16 protein-coding genes are annotated in these 15814 nt (G+C 65.9%); 8 read left to right on the forward strand and 8 right to left on the reverse strand.

Annotated features, from left to right (window positions below; translation table 11 throughout):
- Positions 1–3: 3 nt before the first annotated feature.
- On the reverse strand, positions 4–1188 hold the full coding sequence (locus tag ACKLLE_RS11845; protein ID WP_420058065.1) for an acetyl-CoA C-acyltransferase family protein: 1185 nt from the start codon (positions 1186–1188) through the stop codon (positions 4–6).
- A gap of 176 nt (positions 1189–1364) precedes the next feature.
- On the opposite strand from ACKLLE_RS11845, the gene ACKLLE_RS11850 reads away from it, so the two are divergent.
- On the forward strand, positions 1365–2375 hold the full coding sequence (locus ACKLLE_RS11850; RefSeq protein ID WP_064304209.1) for an AraC family transcriptional regulator: 1011 nt from the start codon (positions 1365–1367) through the stop codon (positions 2373–2375).
- Between the two features lie 6 nt (positions 2376–2381).
- Here the strand turns inward: ACKLLE_RS11850 and ACKLLE_RS11855 are convergent, their stop codons facing one another.
- Complete coding sequence (locus tag ACKLLE_RS11855) at positions 2382–2819, reverse strand: carboxymuconolactone decarboxylase family protein (protein ID WP_064304210.1); 438 nt, start codon at positions 2817–2819, stop codon at positions 2382–2384.
- A gap of 207 nt (positions 2820–3026) precedes the next feature.
- On the reverse strand, positions 3027–3914 hold the full coding sequence (locus tag ACKLLE_RS11860; RefSeq protein ID WP_420058066.1) for a LysR substrate-binding domain-containing protein: 888 nt from the start codon (positions 3912–3914) through the stop codon (positions 3027–3029).
- Positions 3915–4007: 93 nt separating this feature from the next.
- Between ACKLLE_RS11860 and ACKLLE_RS11865 the strand changes: the two genes are divergently transcribed.
- Both ACKLLE_RS11865 and ACKLLE_RS11870 read left to right on the forward strand, forming a co-directional pair.
- Positions 4008–4466 (forward strand): nucleoside deaminase, encoded by a 459-nt coding sequence (locus ACKLLE_RS11865; RefSeq protein ID WP_009400927.1) that lies wholly within the window; start codon positions 4008–4010, stop codon positions 4464–4466.
- A complete protein-coding gene (locus ACKLLE_RS11870; RefSeq protein ID WP_420058068.1) occupies positions 4463–5677 on the forward strand; it encodes a CynX/NimT family MFS transporter in 1215 nt (404 codons plus the stop codon). Before ACKLLE_RS11865 ends, ACKLLE_RS11870 begins: the two co-directional genes overlap by 4 nt.
- Here ACKLLE_RS11870 and pdxR read toward each other — a convergent pair.
- Positions 5670–7103 (reverse strand): MocR-like pyridoxine biosynthesis transcription factor PdxR, encoded by a 1434-nt coding sequence (pdxR, locus tag ACKLLE_RS11875; RefSeq protein WP_420058069.1) that lies wholly within the window; start codon positions 7101–7103, stop codon positions 5670–5672. The genes ACKLLE_RS11870 and pdxR overlap by 8 nt on opposite strands.
- A 153-nt stretch (positions 7104–7256) precedes the next feature.
- Between pdxR and ACKLLE_RS11880 the strand changes: the two genes are divergently transcribed.
- Positions 7257–7505, forward strand: coding sequence for a DUF2790 domain-containing protein (locus ACKLLE_RS11880; RefSeq protein WP_064304214.1), 249 nt, complete (start codon positions 7257–7259; stop codon positions 7503–7505).
- Position 7506: 1 nt separating this feature from the next.
- Here the strand turns inward: ACKLLE_RS11880 and dkgB are convergent, their stop codons facing one another.
- From dkgB to ACKLLE_RS11895, 3 genes are all read right to left on the reverse strand, one after another.
- The gene (dkgB, locus tag ACKLLE_RS11885; protein ID WP_420058071.1) at positions 7507–8310 is read right to left on the reverse strand and encodes a 2,5-didehydrogluconate reductase DkgB; all 804 of its coding nucleotides are present in this window, start codon (positions 8308–8310) and stop codon (positions 7507–7509) included.
- A gap of 289 nt (positions 8311–8599) precedes the next feature.
- Positions 8600–9487, reverse strand: a complete 888-nt coding sequence (locus ACKLLE_RS11890; RefSeq protein ID WP_420058073.1) for a dihydrodipicolinate synthase family protein — start codon at positions 9485–9487, stop codon at positions 8600–8602.
- A gap of 20 nt (positions 9488–9507) precedes the next feature.
- A complete protein-coding gene (locus ACKLLE_RS11895; RefSeq protein ID WP_064304216.1) occupies positions 9508–10290 on the reverse strand; it encodes an aldolase in 783 nt (260 codons plus the stop codon).
- A gap of 153 nt (positions 10291–10443) precedes the next feature.
- Here ACKLLE_RS11895 and ACKLLE_RS11900 point away from each other — a divergent pair, with 153 nt between their 5' ends.
- The 3 genes from ACKLLE_RS11900 to ACKLLE_RS11910 all read left to right on the forward strand — a co-directional run bounded on the left by ACKLLE_RS11900 (position 10444) and on the right by ACKLLE_RS11910 (position 14294).
- Positions 10444–10983 (forward strand): helix-turn-helix domain-containing protein, encoded by a 540-nt coding sequence (locus tag ACKLLE_RS11900; RefSeq protein ID WP_009406577.1) that lies wholly within the window; start codon positions 10444–10446, stop codon positions 10981–10983.
- A gap of 71 nt (positions 10984–11054) precedes the next feature.
- A complete protein-coding gene (locus tag ACKLLE_RS11905; RefSeq protein ID WP_420058075.1) occupies positions 11055–13469 on the forward strand; it encodes a hypothetical protein in 2415 nt (804 codons plus the stop codon).
- A 39-nt stretch (positions 13470–13508) separates the two neighbouring features.
- Positions 13509–14294: an AraC family transcriptional regulator gene (locus tag ACKLLE_RS11910; RefSeq protein WP_420058076.1), complete on the forward strand. Its 786-nt coding sequence runs from the start codon at positions 13509–13511 to the stop codon at positions 14292–14294.
- Here ACKLLE_RS11910 and ACKLLE_RS11915 read toward each other — a convergent pair.
- Positions 14283–14870: a LysE family translocator gene (locus tag ACKLLE_RS11915; protein WP_009406574.1), complete on the reverse strand. Its 588-nt coding sequence runs from the start codon at positions 14868–14870 to the stop codon at positions 14283–14285. The genes ACKLLE_RS11910 and ACKLLE_RS11915 overlap by 12 nt on opposite strands.
- Before the next feature lie 203 nt (positions 14871–15073).
- Between ACKLLE_RS11915 and ACKLLE_RS11920 the strand changes: the two genes are divergently transcribed.
- Positions 15074–15784, forward strand: coding sequence for a YebC/PmpR family DNA-binding transcriptional regulator (locus tag ACKLLE_RS11920; protein WP_009406573.1), 711 nt, complete (start codon positions 15074–15076; stop codon positions 15782–15784).
- Positions 15785–15814 lie beyond the last annotated feature (30 nt).

The following is a 15814-nucleotide window of genomic DNA, read 5'->3' on the forward strand; positions in this document are numbered from 1 at the left end:
TCCTCAAGCGCGTTCGAACAGGACGGCGATACCCTGGCCGCCGCCGATGCACATGGTCGCCAGGGCGTAGCGACCCTGGATGCGTTGCAATTCATGGATGGCCTTGGTGGCGATGATCGCGCCGGTAGCGCCCACCGGATGGCCCAGAGAGATGCCGGAACCGTTGGGGTTGACCTTCTCCGGGTCGAAGCCCAGCAGCCTGGAGACGGCGCAGGCCTGGGCGGCGAAGGCTTCGTTGGACTCGATCACGTCCAGGTCGGCGACGGTGATGCCCGCTTTGGCCAGCACCTTCTGGGTCGCGGGTACGGGGCCCAGGCCCATCAGTTCCGGCTCGACGCCGGCATGGGCATAGGCCACCAGGCGCGCCAGTGGCTTCAGGCCGTCGCGCTCGACCATCGCCCCGGTCGCCAGGACCAGCGCCGCGGCACCGTCGTTCAAGCCGCTGGCGTTGCCGGCGGTAACGCTGCCGTCTTTCTTGAAGGCGGTCTTCATGCCGGCCAGTTGCTCGGCGCTGACCTCACCACGCACGTGCTCGTCGACCTTGAACTGCACCGGACCTTTGCGGCCAGGCACTTCGATGGCGACGATCTGGCTGTCGAAACGGCCTTCGGCGATGGCGCGGGCGGCACGCTGCTGGCTGGTGATCGCCACTTCGTCCTGCATCTCGCGGCTGATGCCGTGCCTGGCCGCGACGTTCTCGGCGGTGATGCCCATGTGGAAGCCTTCGAAGGGGTCATGCAGGATGCCGAGCATGTAGTCGATGCTCTTCATGTCGCCCATGCGAGCGCCCCAACGGGCCTGGGTCAGCAGGTACGGCCCGCGGCTCATGGCCTCGGCGCCGGCGGCCAGCACGGCTTCGGCTTCACCCAGTTGCAGGGTCTGCGCAGCGGAAACGATGGCCTGCAGGCCGGAACCGCACAGGCGGTTGACGTTGAAGGCCGGGGTTTCCTTGGGGATGCCGGCGTTCATTGCGGCCACCCGGCCCAGGTAGGCGTCGCGGGCCTCGGTGGGGATCACGTTGCCCATCACCACATGGCCGATCTGCTCGGGTGCAACGCCGGAGCGTTCGAGGGCGGCGCGGGTGACCTGGGTGGCGAGGTCGGCCAGCGGCAGGTCCTTGAGCGAGCCGCCGAAGGTGCCGATGGCCGAGCGCACCGCACTGACTACATAGATATCGTTGCTGTTCATGATCCACTCCAGATAGCGAAAGCGTCGCCAGGCACCAGCCGCTCTGCGACAATGGCGCCCGGTCACGCCCGGTTTGCCAGCGAGTCTAGGCAAGGGACGGGGCCGGGCCTATGCCTTAACTGTCCAGCCTGCCTGTCATTTTTTGCAATGCAGGGCGGGCCAACGCGGAACTGTTCATGCGGGAAAACGACTCGGTCGCGGTGTACTTCGTCCACATCATGCTTTACGCCCTGCGCGAACAGCCGGCGCGGGCCGCGGCGTTGTTGCGCCAGGCCGGCATCGAGCCAGCGTTGCTGGAGGATAGCAGCGCGCGGGTGCCGGCAACGGCGTTCGCCCGGTTATGGCTGATCCTGATCGAGACCCTCGATGACGAATTCTTCGGCCTCGACAGCCATGGCATGCCGTTGGGCAGCTTCGCCCTGATCTGCCGTGGGCTGATCCAGGAATCCAACCTGGAAAAGGCACTGCGCCAATGCCTGGGCAATTTCGCCCTGTTCCTGCGCGACACCCGCGGCACCCTCAACCTGCGCGGGCAGCGTGCGGTGATCAGCCTGCACTCATGCATCGACGACCCGCAACGCCGGGTCTACGCCGAAGAAACCTTCCTGGTGCTGGTGATCAGCCTGCTGTGCTGGCTGGGCGGGCGGCGCATCGCTATCGACCGCACCGAGCTGGCGGACGCGCGGATGCGGCTTGAAGGCGATGCGCTGTTGTGGGGGCCGAACCTGCACCTGGGGGCCGGGCGTACCGAGGTGGAGTTCGCTGCCGATTATCTGAAGTTGCCCGTGGTGCAGGATCTCGGGGCGTTGAAGGCCTTCCTGCGCACGGCGCCGCAAGGGCTGGTGGTGCGTTGGCGCAACCAGGGCGGGGTGGCGGCGCGGGTCTACCGGCACCTGCGCGGCACCGCGTACGACCAGTGGCCGACCCTGCTGGCCCTGGCCGGCGAGCTGGGCCTGAGCCCGAGCAGCTTCCGTCGCCAGCTGGAGCGCGAGGGCTGCTCGTTCCAGCAGATCAAGGACCAGGTCCGCCGGGCCATGGCCTTCGAATGCCTGCGCGACAGCGACCTCAGCGTCGCCGAGATCGCCGCGCAGACCGGCTTCCAGGAGCCCAGCGCGTTTCACCGGGCGTTCAAGAAATGGACCGGGGAGAGTCCCGGCAGCTATCGCCAGCGTCTCTCCAGCCTTTAGCCCGGATCAGGCCGGAACCATGGCAAAGCCCACGCCGAAGCGGTTCCAGGCATTGATGGTGGCGATGGCCAGGGTCAGGTTGACCACTTCGCTTTCGCTGAAGTGCTCCAGCAGGGCTTCGTACTGATGCTGCGGGGCGTGTTTCTCTGGCAGGCGGGCAAGGCTCTCGGCCCAGGCCAGGGCAGCCTTTTCCCTTGGCGTGAAGAAGTGGGTATCGGCCCAGACGCTGAGGGTTTGCAGGCGCGCTTCGGTCTCCCCGGCCTCGCGTGCGTCGTTGGCATGCATGTTCACGCAATAGGCGCAGCCGTTGATCTGCGAGGTACGCAGGCGGATCAGCTCCAGCAGCGAGTGCTCCAGGCCGGATTTCAGCACCGCCTGTTCCAGGCCGAGCATGGCCTTGTAGGCGTCCGGGGCGTGCTTGGCCCATTCGATTCGGGTGGTCATTTCGGTGGCTCCATTGTGCTAGAGGATGGCGCACACCTTAAGCGGCAATGGCCTCTGGCCGAATAGCCAATTCCGGGATTTACCAGGAGGCCAATAGGTGACCTTGAGGGCCCTGCTGGCAAGCCCCCACAGTGTCCCTGTGGGAGCTGGCTTGCCAGCGATTGCGGTGGTGCCGCCACGAGCGTAATCGCGGGTTAGCCCACAAGGTCAGCGCAAAGCCAACGTGTTCTGTTCTGTCCCAAATCCATCCCTTGATCGCGTTGTGCATAGCGTTTCCAGCAAGTCCCGCAACGCCAGCCCATCCTCATCCAGCCCGGCCCTGGCATACAGGGCCAGTTCCAGCCCTTCGACCGGAGGAAAACCATCGTCAATCCCCAATACCCGATGCCCGTCCAGCACACACCGGCTGGGCACCAGGCTGACCCCCAGCCCGGCGCTTACCGCGGCCCCCAGCCCGGCCAGGCTGGTGCTTGAATAACTGATCCGCCATGGCCGCCCGCTGCTTTCCAGGGCGTGGATCATCTCCTGCCGATACAGCGCGCCAACCGGAAACACCACCAACGGCAACGGATCATCCGCCACCATCCCGCGGGCGCTGCACACCCATGACAACGGTTCCGGCCAGCGCGCTTGGGCATCGCGGTCCGCGCCCCATTGCTTGACCAGCAGGATGTCCAGCTCGCCATTGCGATACAGGTGCAGCAACGGGTTGCTCAAGCCGCTTTCCACTTCCAGGCGCAGGTGCGGGCGCTCGCCGATAAATCCGCGCAGGGCCTCGGTCAGCAGTTCCCCGGCCAGGTCCTCGGGCGCGCCCAGGCGCAGGGCGGTTTCCGTCTTCACCGGCGCGAGCGCCTGCCGCGCTTCCTCTTCCAGGCGCAGGATGCGTCGGGCATAGCCCAGCAACCGTTCCCCGGCCTCGGTAGGCCAGACCTGCCGCTGGCTGCGGTCCAGCAGGCGGGCACCGAGGCTTTGCTCCAGGCGGATGATCTGCTGGCTGACGGTGGACTGGGTCAGGTGCAACCGCTCGCCGGCCCGGGTGAAGTTGCTGGTTTCGACCACGGTAACGAAGGCGCGAAGCAGTAGTGGGTCAAGCATGCGTAAATCCACTGGTATGCATGAAATCAATTAATTTCATGCTACACCCGCCGCCCGGGATAATCGCCCCTCATTCGTCAGCGAGGAATCGGCATGGCCAACGAAGCATTCATGGGCGAGGCCCTGGCCCTGGCCCGGGACAATATCCGCGCCGGTGGCCGGCCTTTCGGTGCGGTACTGGTGCACCAGGGGAAGGTGATCGCCCGGGCGGTCAACCAGATCCACAGCAGCAACGATCCCACGGCCCACGCCGAATTGCAGGCGATCCGCCAGGCCAGCCAGGTGCTGGGGCGTGCACGCCTGGATGGCTGCGAGATCTACGCCAGCGGTCATCCGTGCCCGATGTGCCTGGCCGCCATGCACCTGTGCGGCATCGAGCGGGCATGGTTCGCCTACGACAACGCCGAGGGCGAGCCGTATGGGTTGTCCACTGCCGCGGTCTACGAGCAGATGAGTCGGCCGCCGCAGCAGCAATCGTTAGCGCTGCGTCCGCTGAAACCGGCGGGTGAGGAGGGGCTTTACGGCCAATGGCAGCAAGTGCGTCCGACATGATCACGGCACGCTCGCGTGGACGCGGGATGGCGTTGATGGCCCTGGTGATCGCGGTGACGCTCAACCTGCGGCCGATCCTGACCAGTATCGGGCCGCTGCTGGAGGATATCCGCGCCGGGACCGGCATCGGCTATCAACAGGCGGCGTTGCTGACCGCGCTGCCGGTGCTGTGCATGGGCCTGGTGCCGCTGTTGCAGCCGTGGCTGCGGCGTTGGTTGAGCGAGCAGGGTGGTTTGTTGCTGGGCCTCGGCGCCATCGGCCTGGCCTGCCTGTGGCGCTTGTTGCTGGACAGCGGCACGGCGTTGATCGCCAGCGCGGTGCTCGCCGGGCTTGGCGTGGCTTTTGTCCAGGCATTGATGCCAGGGCTGGTCAACCGCTGGTTTTCCCGGCGCCTGGCCCTGGCAATGGGTCTGTACTCGGCGGCACTGATGAGTGGTGGCGGGGTGGCGGCGGTACTCGGACCGCGGGTAGCCGAGCACTTCGGCCACTGGCAGGCCGGGCTGGGCGTGTGGCTGTTGCCGGTGCTGTTCGCACTGCTTCTGCTGGGGCTGGTCGGGCCGAGGCTCGAAGCCGCCGCCGGTCGTGGCGGCAATGGCGGCGGGCATTTCTTCGGCAATCGCCGGGCATGGCTGCTAGCGGTGTATTTCGGCCTGATCAATGGCGGCTATACCAGCATGGTGGCCTGGCTGCCGGCCTACTACCAGCAGGTCGGTGGCAGTGCCCGTGGCGGTGGCGAACTGGTGGGGGTGATGACCATCTGCCAGGTGCTTGGTGCCCTGGGCCTGCCGCTGTTGTTGCGCACAATGCTCGACCGACGTCCGGGGTTGTGGCTGGCGCTGACCTCGCAGTTGGTCGGTTTCGCCGGTTTGTTGCTGGATCCGGCCTTGTCGCCGGGGCTGTGGGTCAGCCTGATCGGCTTCGGCCTGGGCGCCTGTTTCAGCCTGAGCCTTACCCTGACCCTCGAACACCTCAAGGATCCGCGCCAGGCCGGCGGGCTCGCGGCCTTCGTGCAGGGCATCGGCTTCATCATCACCGGGCTGGTGCCGTACCTGACCGGCTGGCTGCGGGATATCAGCGGCGATTTCCAGGCGTCCTGGACCTTGCTGACGGCCACCGTGGTCCTGATGTTGCTGGTGACCGGACGCTTCGCGCCCAAGGGCTATGCGCCAGCGATGGCGGACCGGCCGCAACCGGCCAGCCTGGTCAACTGAGGGCGTGCAAGGTCTCGCGCAGGCGGTCCAGCGCCGGGTCGATATCCAGCAGCTCGATGGCGCCGAATCCCAGCAGCAAGCCGGGTTTCGGCGCCGCCTCGGTATGAAAGGGTCTTAGCGAGTACAGCCCCACCTCCTTCTCGCGCGCCTGCGCGATGACCTCTTCCACGTCCAGTTCGCCCTTGGCCAGTGCACTCAGGTGGTACCCGGCACTGGTGGGTATCGCCTCGAACCACTGGCCCAGGTCCGCCTCCAGTCGTTGCAGGATGCGTTCGCGCCGCGCGGCATACAGCGCGTGGCTGCGACGCACATGCCTGACCAGGTGCCCCTCGTCGATGAAGCGCGCCAGGGTCCATTGGCTCAGGGTCGAGGTATGCCAGTCGCTCAAGCGCTTGGCGATGCACACCGGTTCCTGCAACGCCGGCGGCAGGATCGCATAGCCCAGGCGCAATTCCGGCAGCACGGTCTTTGAGAAGGTGCCGACGTAGGCGACCAGGCCGTGTCGGTCGAGGCTTTGCAGGGCATCGGTGGGCCGCGCCGCATAGCGGAACTCGCTGTCGTAGTCGTCCTCGATGATCAGCGCGCCCAGCGTTGCGGCGCGGGCCAGCAAGGCATGGCGGCGTTCCAGGCTCATGGGCATGCCCAGGGGAAACTGGTGCGACGGGGTCACGTAGATCAAGCGCACGCCGTCCTCGATCAGGTCCACGCGAATCCCTTCGCGGTCCACCGGCACGTGCCGGACCCGCGCGCCGAGTGCCTCGAACAGGTACCTGGCCGGCGGATAGCCAGGGTCTTCCATGGCGACGCTGCAGCCCGGCTCGATCAGCACCCGGGCGATCAGGTCCAGCGCCTGCTGGGCGCCATTGCACACCTGCACATCCGCCGCCGTGCAGCGCACGCCCCGGGCGAAGGCAATATGCCGGGCAATGGCTTCGCGCAATTCGGGCAGGCCCTGGGCATTGCTGTAGCGCGTGTCGGTGCGCTGGCATTGGCGCAGGGCGTGCTGTGAGCACTGGCGCCAGGCGTCGAAGGGAAAGTGCGCCTTGCTCGAGGCGCCGCCGACGAAGTCGTAGCGCGATGGCTGTGCCAGGGTCGGACGTCCCATGGGGATGCCACGGGCCCGCCAGCGCGCCAGCGTGTCGGCGCCGGCCAGCGGGGTGTCGGGCGCAGAGGCCGCTGGCGCGGGCGGTTGCGGGGTGACGAAGGTGCCGCGCCCGACCTGACCGCTGAGCAGGTTGTCATAGGTCAGGCGCGAATAGGCCTCGGCCACGGTCTTGCGCGACACCCCGAGCTGTTCGGCCAGCAACCGGGTCGGCGGCAACTGGGTACCGGCGGCGAGGCGGCCGCTGTCGATGCCGTCGCGCAATTGCCGGTAAAGCTGGTCGGCCAGCGCCTTGCGGCCGTGCAGGGTGATGTGCAGTTCCATGAAGGCAGGATTCCGGGGGCGGGGTGCAGTTCGTCAGATTAACCGATCGCATGGCCGTTGATCCCCCCGGATTACGGAGTCGGCAAGGCGGATCCACACTCAAAGGTGATGTAACCGCAGCTCGGTGCGTACCTTTTACGAAGGAGATCCGCCATGAAATTGCGTTTGCTCGTGCCGCTTGTCCTGCTCCTGCCCGTCACTGCCCTGGCTTCCCAGCAGGGTGTCGTGCAATACCACTACGGCATGCACCTGGATGTCGCCAAGGTGCTGAATATCCAGAAACCAGCGCAAGACCCGCAGTGCAAGGTGGTCAACGCCGTGATGACCTACCTCGACTCCAGCGGCCAGGTGCAGAAGCTGGGTTACCGGATGCTGTCCGATAGCTGCACCGAACAGGGCTGACTCAGTCCCATTGCGGTGCCAGCCCTGCCGGGTCGGTAATCCGCTGGCCGCTGTCCAGCGCTGCGATACGGGTCATGTCCGTGTCGCTCAGGCGCAGGTCGACCGCCTTCAGGTTACCGGCCAGGTTCTCGCGTTTGGTCGAAGAGGGAATCACCGCATAGCCCAGTTGCATGGCCCAGGCGAGGGCAACCTGCGCCGGGGTGGCGTTGTGCTGCGTGGCGATTGCCTGGATCACCGGATCCTGCAGGACCTTGCCATAGCCGAGGGTCATGTAGGAGGTCACGGCGATGTCTTGCGCAGCCATGAACTGCACCAGCCGACGGTTCTGCAGGTACGGATGCAGTTCGATCTGGTTGGTGGCGATCTGGCCCGGCCCGGTCACCTCGATGGCCTGGCGCAGCAAGTCGATGGTGAAGTTGGACGCACCGATTTCCCTGGTCAGGCCCTCGGTCCTGGCCTGCATCAGTGCGCCCATGAATTCGTCCACGGCAACGGCGCCGTTCGGCGAGGGCCAGTGGATCAGGGTCAGGTCCAGATGATCGGTGCGCAGCTTGTGCAGGCTTTCCTTCAGGCTGGGAATCAGGCGATCGGCGCCGAGGTTCTCGGTCCATATCTTGCTGGTCAGGTACAACTGCTCGCGGGGCACGCTGCTGGCGGCGATGGCCTGGCCGACCTCGGCTTCGTTGCCGTAGATCTGCGCGGTATCGATGGCCCGGTAGCCTAGCTCCAGGGCCTGGCTCACCGAGTCGATGACCACCTGGCCCTTGAGGCGGAAGGTGCCGAGGCCGAACAGGGGAAGGGTCATGGGATGTCCTCATCGTTTGGGGTGGGAATGAGGGCAGTATCCCGGGCCTGGATCATGGGAAAAATGGCTGGCGGGGCACAATATCTTTGCCCGAAAGTCACGAATTGCTGGAAAGCTGGCGCCATTCCTGTGGGAGCCGGCGTTGCCGGCGATGAGGCCGGCACAGGCAACGATGTTGTCTGGCGGGCCAATCGCTGGCAAGCCAGCTCCCACAAGGTCAGTATCGAACGCAAAATCTGCGGCTGGCTCGGAGCCTGTGGGAGCCAGCGTTGTTTCATGAACCTGGGTGTCAGCCGAGTCGAGCGATCAACCCTTTCAACTGCTCCTGCCCGGCCTCATCCAGCGGGAACACCGGCGCCCTCGGCACGCCGCAATCGATGCCGGTCAGCTTCAAACCGGCCTTCACCGTTGCCGGCAGGCCGCCCTTGAGAATGAACTCGAGCAGCGGCAACTGCCGGTAGAACAGCGCCCGCGCGCGCTCCAGGTCATTGTCCGTGACCGCGCGATAGAGCTGCTGGTTGAGCTGCGGAATCAGGTTGGCGGCGGCCGTGCACCAGCCCGTCGCTCCGGCGACGAAGGCTTCCAGGGCCAGCGGGTTGCAGCCGTTGTAGAACGGCACTTGGCCTTCGCCCAGTTGCTGCAGGGCGTGCATGCGCTGGATATCGCCAGTGCTCTCCTTGACCATGGTCACGTTTTCCACCGCCTTGACGATGCGCAGGATCAACTGCACCGACATGTCGGTGCCACTGGTGGCCGGGTTGTTGTAGAGCATGATCGGGATGCCGATGCTGTCGCCGATGCGCTGGTAATGCCGGAGGATTTCCGCCTCGCTGAGCTTCCAGTAGGCCGCCGGCAGTACCATCACTGCATCGGCCCCCTGTTCTTCGGCGAAGCGTGCACGACGGATGGCGTTGGCGGTGGTCAGGTCGGACACGCTGACGATGGTCGGCACGCGCCGGGCGATGTGCGCCAGGCTGAACTCGGCCACCTGGCTCCATTCGCGATCGCTCAGGTAGGCGCCTTCACCGGTGCTGCCCAGCGGCGCGATGACCTGCACGCCGCCCTCGATCAGGCGTTCGATGGACTGGCCCAGGGCGGCGAGATCGAGACGTTCGCCATCGGTGCCGCTGAAGGGGGTGACGGTGTAGCCGATGATGCCGTGGAAAGGATTGCTCATGGTCTGTGCTCCAGCAAAGGTCAGTTCAGGCAGTCGGCGTGCTTGCGCAGGCTTTGCCGGGCGAAATAGTTGAAGGCGGCACCGTGGCGCTTGGGCCGGTCGATCCAGTCGTGGGCTTCGCGGCCCAGGGCCGGGTCGATGGGCTTGACGGCACCTGCGGCCATTGCCAGCAGTTGCAGTTGCGCCGCGCGTTCGATCAGGTTGGCGGTGACGCAGGCTTGTTCGATATCGGCGCCGGTGGACAACTGGCCATGATGGGAAAGCAGGATGGCACGCTTGTCGCCCAGCGCCGCCGCGATGATCTCGCCCTCCTCGTTGCCCACCGGCACGCCCGGCCAGGCTTGCAGGAATGCGCAATCGTCATACAGCGGGCAGACATCCATGTGCGACACCTGCAACGGCACTTCCAGCATCGACAGGGCCGCGACGTGGGTCGGGTGGGTGTGGATGATGCAGTTGACGTCCGGGCGGGCGCGGTACAGCCAACTGTGGAAACGGTTGGCCGGATTGGCCATGCCGCTGCCTTCGAGCACCTCCAGGTCTTCGTTGACCAGCAGCAGGTTGCTGGCGCTGATCTCGTCGAAGCCCAGCCCCAGTTGCTGGGTGTAGAAGGTGCCTGGCTGCGGGCCGCGGGCGCTGATCTGCCCGGCCAGGCCGGAATCATGGCCGCGGTCGAAGAGAATGCGGCAGGTCAGGGCCAGCTTTTCCCGTACAGTCCACGTATTATCCGCAAGCGAACCTTGCATCCGCGCAAGCGCCTGGCGGACCAGTTGGTCCTTGGGCAGTGTCATTGTGTCGGTCATCGAGTGGTCCTCGGTGAAGTAAGTGGAGCCCGCCCCCGATTGCCTGGAAAACGAGCGGGGGCGGTTTGCGTTGTGACGCAAACAAGGCTATATGACACAAAGTGTCATAAGCAAGCGAAAAGTTGCATCACTGACCGGAATCAACTGCAGCGCATGTCTATCCGTTTGAAATTATTGAGAAAAAAACTCGGCATCACCCTTGAGGTATTGGCCGACAAAGCCGGCATGACCAAAAGCTACCTGTCCAAGGTCGAGCGTGGTCTGAATACGCCGTCCATCGCCGCTGCGCTGAAGCTGGCGCGGGCATTGAACGTCAATGTCGAGGAACTGTTCGCCGAAGACGCACCGAACCAGGCGCGTTACAGCCTGGTGCGCAGCGGCGAGCGCCAGCCGCTGGCCGGCAGTGGCGAGGGGCCGGGCTACGCGGTGCTGGCCAACCAGATCGGCCAGCGCAGCCTGTTGCCGTTCCTGATCAGCCCGCCGATGGACTTCAGCGACTCCACCTTCAAGGAGCATCTGGGCGAGGAATTCCTTTTCGTCCACGAGGGCCGGGTCGAAGTGGATTTCATGAACGAGCGGGTCATTCTCGAACGTGGCGATGCCCTTTACTTCAACGCCCAGACCCCGCATCGCCTGCGCTCCCTCGGCGAGCAGCCGGCGCAGTTGCTGGTAGTGGTGCACGACGCAGGGTAGGTCTTGCCGGCGCCCTTGTATCCGGGGTGGCGCTAGCATCACGGCTTTTCCTGGCCTCAAGGACGACCGCCATGATCCAGCCCTCGCGGGACTATTCCCGCCTGCTCAACACCCTGATCGACCAGCGCATCGCCGCCGCACCGAAGCGCAGCCCCTGGTTCCATCTCACTCCCGGCGAACGCGCCGATTACCTGGCCGAGACCGACGCCCGCCTGCTGGAGATCCAGCACACCACCCTCAACGTGCTGGCCGCGCAGCACTTCAGCATGGACGACAACCCGCAGGGCATCGACGAACACCTGGCCATGCTGCGCCGCCTCCGCGAGGCGCTCGACAGCGATAGCCCGTACCGCCAGGCGCTGGACCGGGATATCTCGCTCTATGGTCGCCAGCAGGCCGCCATGCACGGCTTCGAAGGCGCCTGGCGCAAGGGATTGCGGCTGATCCGCGCCGGTGACGGCCTGCGCAACCCATGTGCGGGGGTGCTGCAGCGCCTGCAACGGATGATCGACCTGCTGCAACGCAAGATCGACAGCGAAGGCGATGCCCGTCGGGTCACGCCCTTCGCCCGGCAACAGGGCTGGAAGGCGCTCGCCGAACGCTACCGCGCGCTGCTCGACGGCAAGCCGGTGGACCTGGCCGAGGTGCCTGCGGCTTCCGACGGCTTGCCGGTGAACCTGTCGCTGCTGCTGATGGAGGAGCGGCCTGGGTACGTGCGGATGAACGTGGCGCTGGTCGATGCCGATTTCGAGGGACGCTACAAGGACCTGCACCTGGAGCACGGCCGCCTGGTGACCGCAACCCGCAGCCTGATGAATTTCTCCTTCGGTACGGCGGCGCGCTCCCTGGCCTGGCAGCAACACTATCGCCTCAAGCACGAACCGGGACGTTCGCCGACCTTTGCGCCGATCCGCTCGGTGCTGGTGCGCACTGCGTTCGTGGAGGCGTTCCTCGGCCATTGGCTGGTCTCCGAACACACGCTGCGCAGCGGTTTCCTGGTACGGGTGATGGAGGATGGCTCGCGGCTTCGGGTAATCAACGTCGACCGCAAGGAGTGCAACCAGATCGGCATCGAGGCGTTCGACGAGGCGGGCGCGCAGGGCAAGGTGCGCGAGGTGGATCTGCCGCGGCGCCTGGAGGATCTGCTCAACCGCTACGCCGATATCGCCAGCTTCCAGACCATCGCCGTGGACAGCTATGCCACCAGCCATTACGACCCTGACCGCGACGGTCGCTTCGTCGGCATCCGTGAACTGGAGCGCTCCGTGGGTTTTGGCGAGCACCTGTATCTGCTGGAACTGCCTCATGGCAGCGACTACCTGGCGGTGACCCCGTTCGCCGTGGTGGACCGGCAGGGCAGCCGTCATCTGTGCGCCGCCGAGGTGCAGCGCGCCTGGGCTCATAACTCGGCATTCTTCGAGCGTTTGCACAGCTTGCGCGAGCAGGGCGAGGGCGCTTGCCCCTGGCTCAACAGCCCGCGCGAGCGTGCGGCGTTCATGGCCCAGTGGCAACGCCTGCTGGAGCGCAATCATCTGACGCCCGGGGCGTTGCTGGCGGTGCCGGAAGCACCGCGGGCAAGCCTGCGCGACGGCCAGGGCAATGCCCTGGGCAAAATGCTCCGGGAGCGCGCCCTGGCCGACCGGATCTGGCGCTGGCCGGCGCTGGATGCCTCGCTTGCGGCCATCGCCGCGCGGATGCTCAAGCGCGGTGGCCTGCAAAAGCTGCTGGACGACGCCTATGTCCAGGCCACCCTGGCCCAGGCCAGGCGTTTGCCGGGCATGGCCCTGGAGCACATGCCCCATCGGGCGCGGAACCTGCGTCTGCTCAAGTGGCTGCTCGGCGAGGACCAGCACGCCGACGCCGACAGTCGCGACCTGCGTCGACAGTTGTTGTTCCAGGTGCTGCGCCTGCGGGCCGGGCAGCTTGGCGGCGGGCATGCCCAGGTCAATCCGCACGGGCTGGATGCCGGCAACGCCCTGCCGCGCCCCGACCCCTGGCTGATCCTCAATGCCCGGCCGGAGCGGCTGCTGGCCGGGGACAATCGCTGGTTGATAGGCGAAGACAAATACCGCAGCGCCCACCAATGGGTACCCGACCCGCTGCATCCCGCCACGCGCTACATGGACGCGCTGGACACCCCGTTCATCGGCGGCATCAGTGCCGCCACCGAGGCGCTGTGTCGCGATTTGCCGCACCTGTTCGACGGCCTGCCATCGCTGCCTGAGTACTGGCGCTTCCAATTGGCCAACAGCGCGTTCTGGCTGCGCAATGGCTATCACTCGCTGTTCGAAACCCTGTACATGGCCGCGCGCTACGAGCCGCTGGCCGAGGGTAGCGTGGGCGACCCGTTGCTGGCGTTGTTCGATCGCAGCCGGGATCACCCCGCAAGCGCGCTGTACCGGGACCTCATGGCCTTGCTCAGGCCTTTGATCGATCAAGGTTTGAGCGGCGAAGAACGCCTGGCAGCAGACCCTGCCGAGTGCTAGGCTCGTCGTCGTTTTCGTACGACTCCGGGAGACTTTTCGATGAGCAATGGTTCGACTTTCTGGCGCGATCCGGCGTTGCCGTTCATCGAGGCCCGGGCGGTCGCCGACGGGCGCAAGGTCTGCTATTCGCGGCACTCCCACGAAGGCTTCTCGATCGGTGCGATCACCGCCGGGCGCAGCACCTATTTCGACGGGCAGCGCTGGCACGAGGTGGAGGCGGGGACGGTGGTGATGATGAATCCCGGAGTGGTGCACGCCTGCAACCCGATCGCCGACCAGCCCTGGTCGTACCTGATGCTCTATGTCGATATGCCCTGGTTGCGCGCGCAGGGCTTCGAGCCCCTGGGGCAGACCCTGAGCACCGCGCCGCCGTTGTATCGCTCGCTGCTGGCACTGTACGAGCGCTTGACCGACAGCCTCGCAGCCAGCGACGACAAGCGCCTCGCCGCCGAACGTTTCTTCGGGCAGTTGCGCGAGCAGATCCAGGCCGCGCCGAGCGCGACGGCGCAGGGCAACGAGCGGGTGCAGCGGGCTGCGGACTATATTCGCCAGCACTGCACCGAGCCGCTGAGGCTGGAGGACATCGGCGAGGCGGCGGGGTTATCGACGTCCTACCTGACCCGCGCCTTCAAGCAGCATTTTGGCCTGACGCCCCATGGCTACCTGCTCGACCAGCGGGTGCGCTATGCCCGCGCGCAGTTGCGCCAGGGGCGGCTGATCGCCGAGGTTGCCCATGAGGCCGGGTTCGCCGACCAGGCCCACCTGCAGCGTGCCTTCAAGCAGCATCTGGCGGCGACCCCGGGGCACTATCGCTCAGCCCACTAGCAGGTAGCCGGCACTGGCAGCCAGCAGGGCTGCCAGCGAGCGGTTGAACAGGCGCATGCGCCGTGGTTCTTCGAGATGGCGGCGAATCACCGTGCCGGCCCAGGCCCAGCAGCCCACCGACAGGTAGCAGATCACCAGGTAGATCAAGGTGAAGCGCCAGAGCAGGGCGGTCTCGCCTTCGCCGACGAAGGCGCCGACCCCGGCGACGCAGGCCAGCCAGGCCTTGGGGTTGAGCCATTGCATCAGCGCTCCGTAGAAAAAACCGGGGGCGCGTTGCGGCTCGCCATTACCGAGCCGGCCGTCATCGGCGGCCAGTTTCCAGGCCATGTACAGCAGGAACAGGATCCCGGCCCAGCGCAGCGCGTCGGTCAGGCCAGGCCAGCGCAGCATCACTGCATGCAGCCCCAGGCCCACCAGCATCAGCAGCAGGCAGAAGCCCAGGGTGGCACCGGTGACATGCCGCAGCGCCGGGCGCAAGCCGTGGCGGGCGCCGGCGGCCAGGGCGACAAGGTTGACCGGGCCGGGGGAGATGGAAGCGGCCAGCGCGAAGGCGGCCATGGAGAGAGTCAGGCTCATGGATGTTTCTCTTGCAGGGAACGAGGCCTGGACTCTATCGGCGTACACCTGCGCCGGTATTGAAGAAAACTGCCCTCTGCAACGCAGGCGCTTTTGACTTTTTTGTCGATTGCCCGACACGGCGCGTATAAACTGCTCGCCACTTAGCCGGTCGCTTCCTCAACCGGCACCTGGAACAAGCACCTAGAACAAAGAGAGTCGAAATGGGCGCACAGTGGAAAGCCAAGCATAAAGAAGCAGCTGCCAATGCCAAGGGCAAGATCATGGGCAAGCTGGCCAAGGAAATTCAGATCGCCGCGCGCAGCGGTGCCGACCCGGACATGAACGCACGCTTGCGTCTGGTGGTCGAGCAGGCCAAGAAGGCTTCCATGACCCGCGAGACCCTCGAACGTGCCATCAAGAAGGGCGCCGGCCTGCTGGGTGAGCAGGTGCAGTACCACGCGGTGAAATACGAAGGTTTCGCCCCGCACCAGGTACCGCTGATCGTCGAGTGCCTGACCGATAACGTCAACCGCACCGTCGCCGAAGTCCGCGTGCTGTTCCGCAAGGGCCAGCTGGGCGCCGAGGGTTCGGTGTCGTGGGACTTCAACCATGTCGGCCTGATCGAGGCAACCCCGGACAGCGCCGATGCCGACCCGGAGCTGGCCGCCATCGAGGCCGGTGCCCAGGATTTCGAGCCTGCCGAAGAGGGCGCGACCCTGTTCATCACCGAAACCACCGACCTGGACAGCGTGCAGAAAGCCCTGCCGGCCCAGGGTTTCACCGTGATCTCGGCGAAGATCGGCTACACCCCGAAGAACCCGGTCAGTGCCGCCAGCCTGAGCGCCGAGGCGCTGGCGGAAGTGGAAGCCTTCCTCGACGCCATCGACGGGCACGACGACGTGCAGAATGTCTATGTAGGGCTTGCGGGCTGACACCGCCAGCCGTGAAAAAGGGACCGCATG

Origin of the sequence: Pseudomonas bharatica, from assembly GCF_048586865.1 — a bacterium.
Taxonomy (GTDB): Bacteria; Pseudomonadota; Gammaproteobacteria; order Pseudomonadales; family Pseudomonadaceae; genus Aquipseudomonas; species Aquipseudomonas bharatica.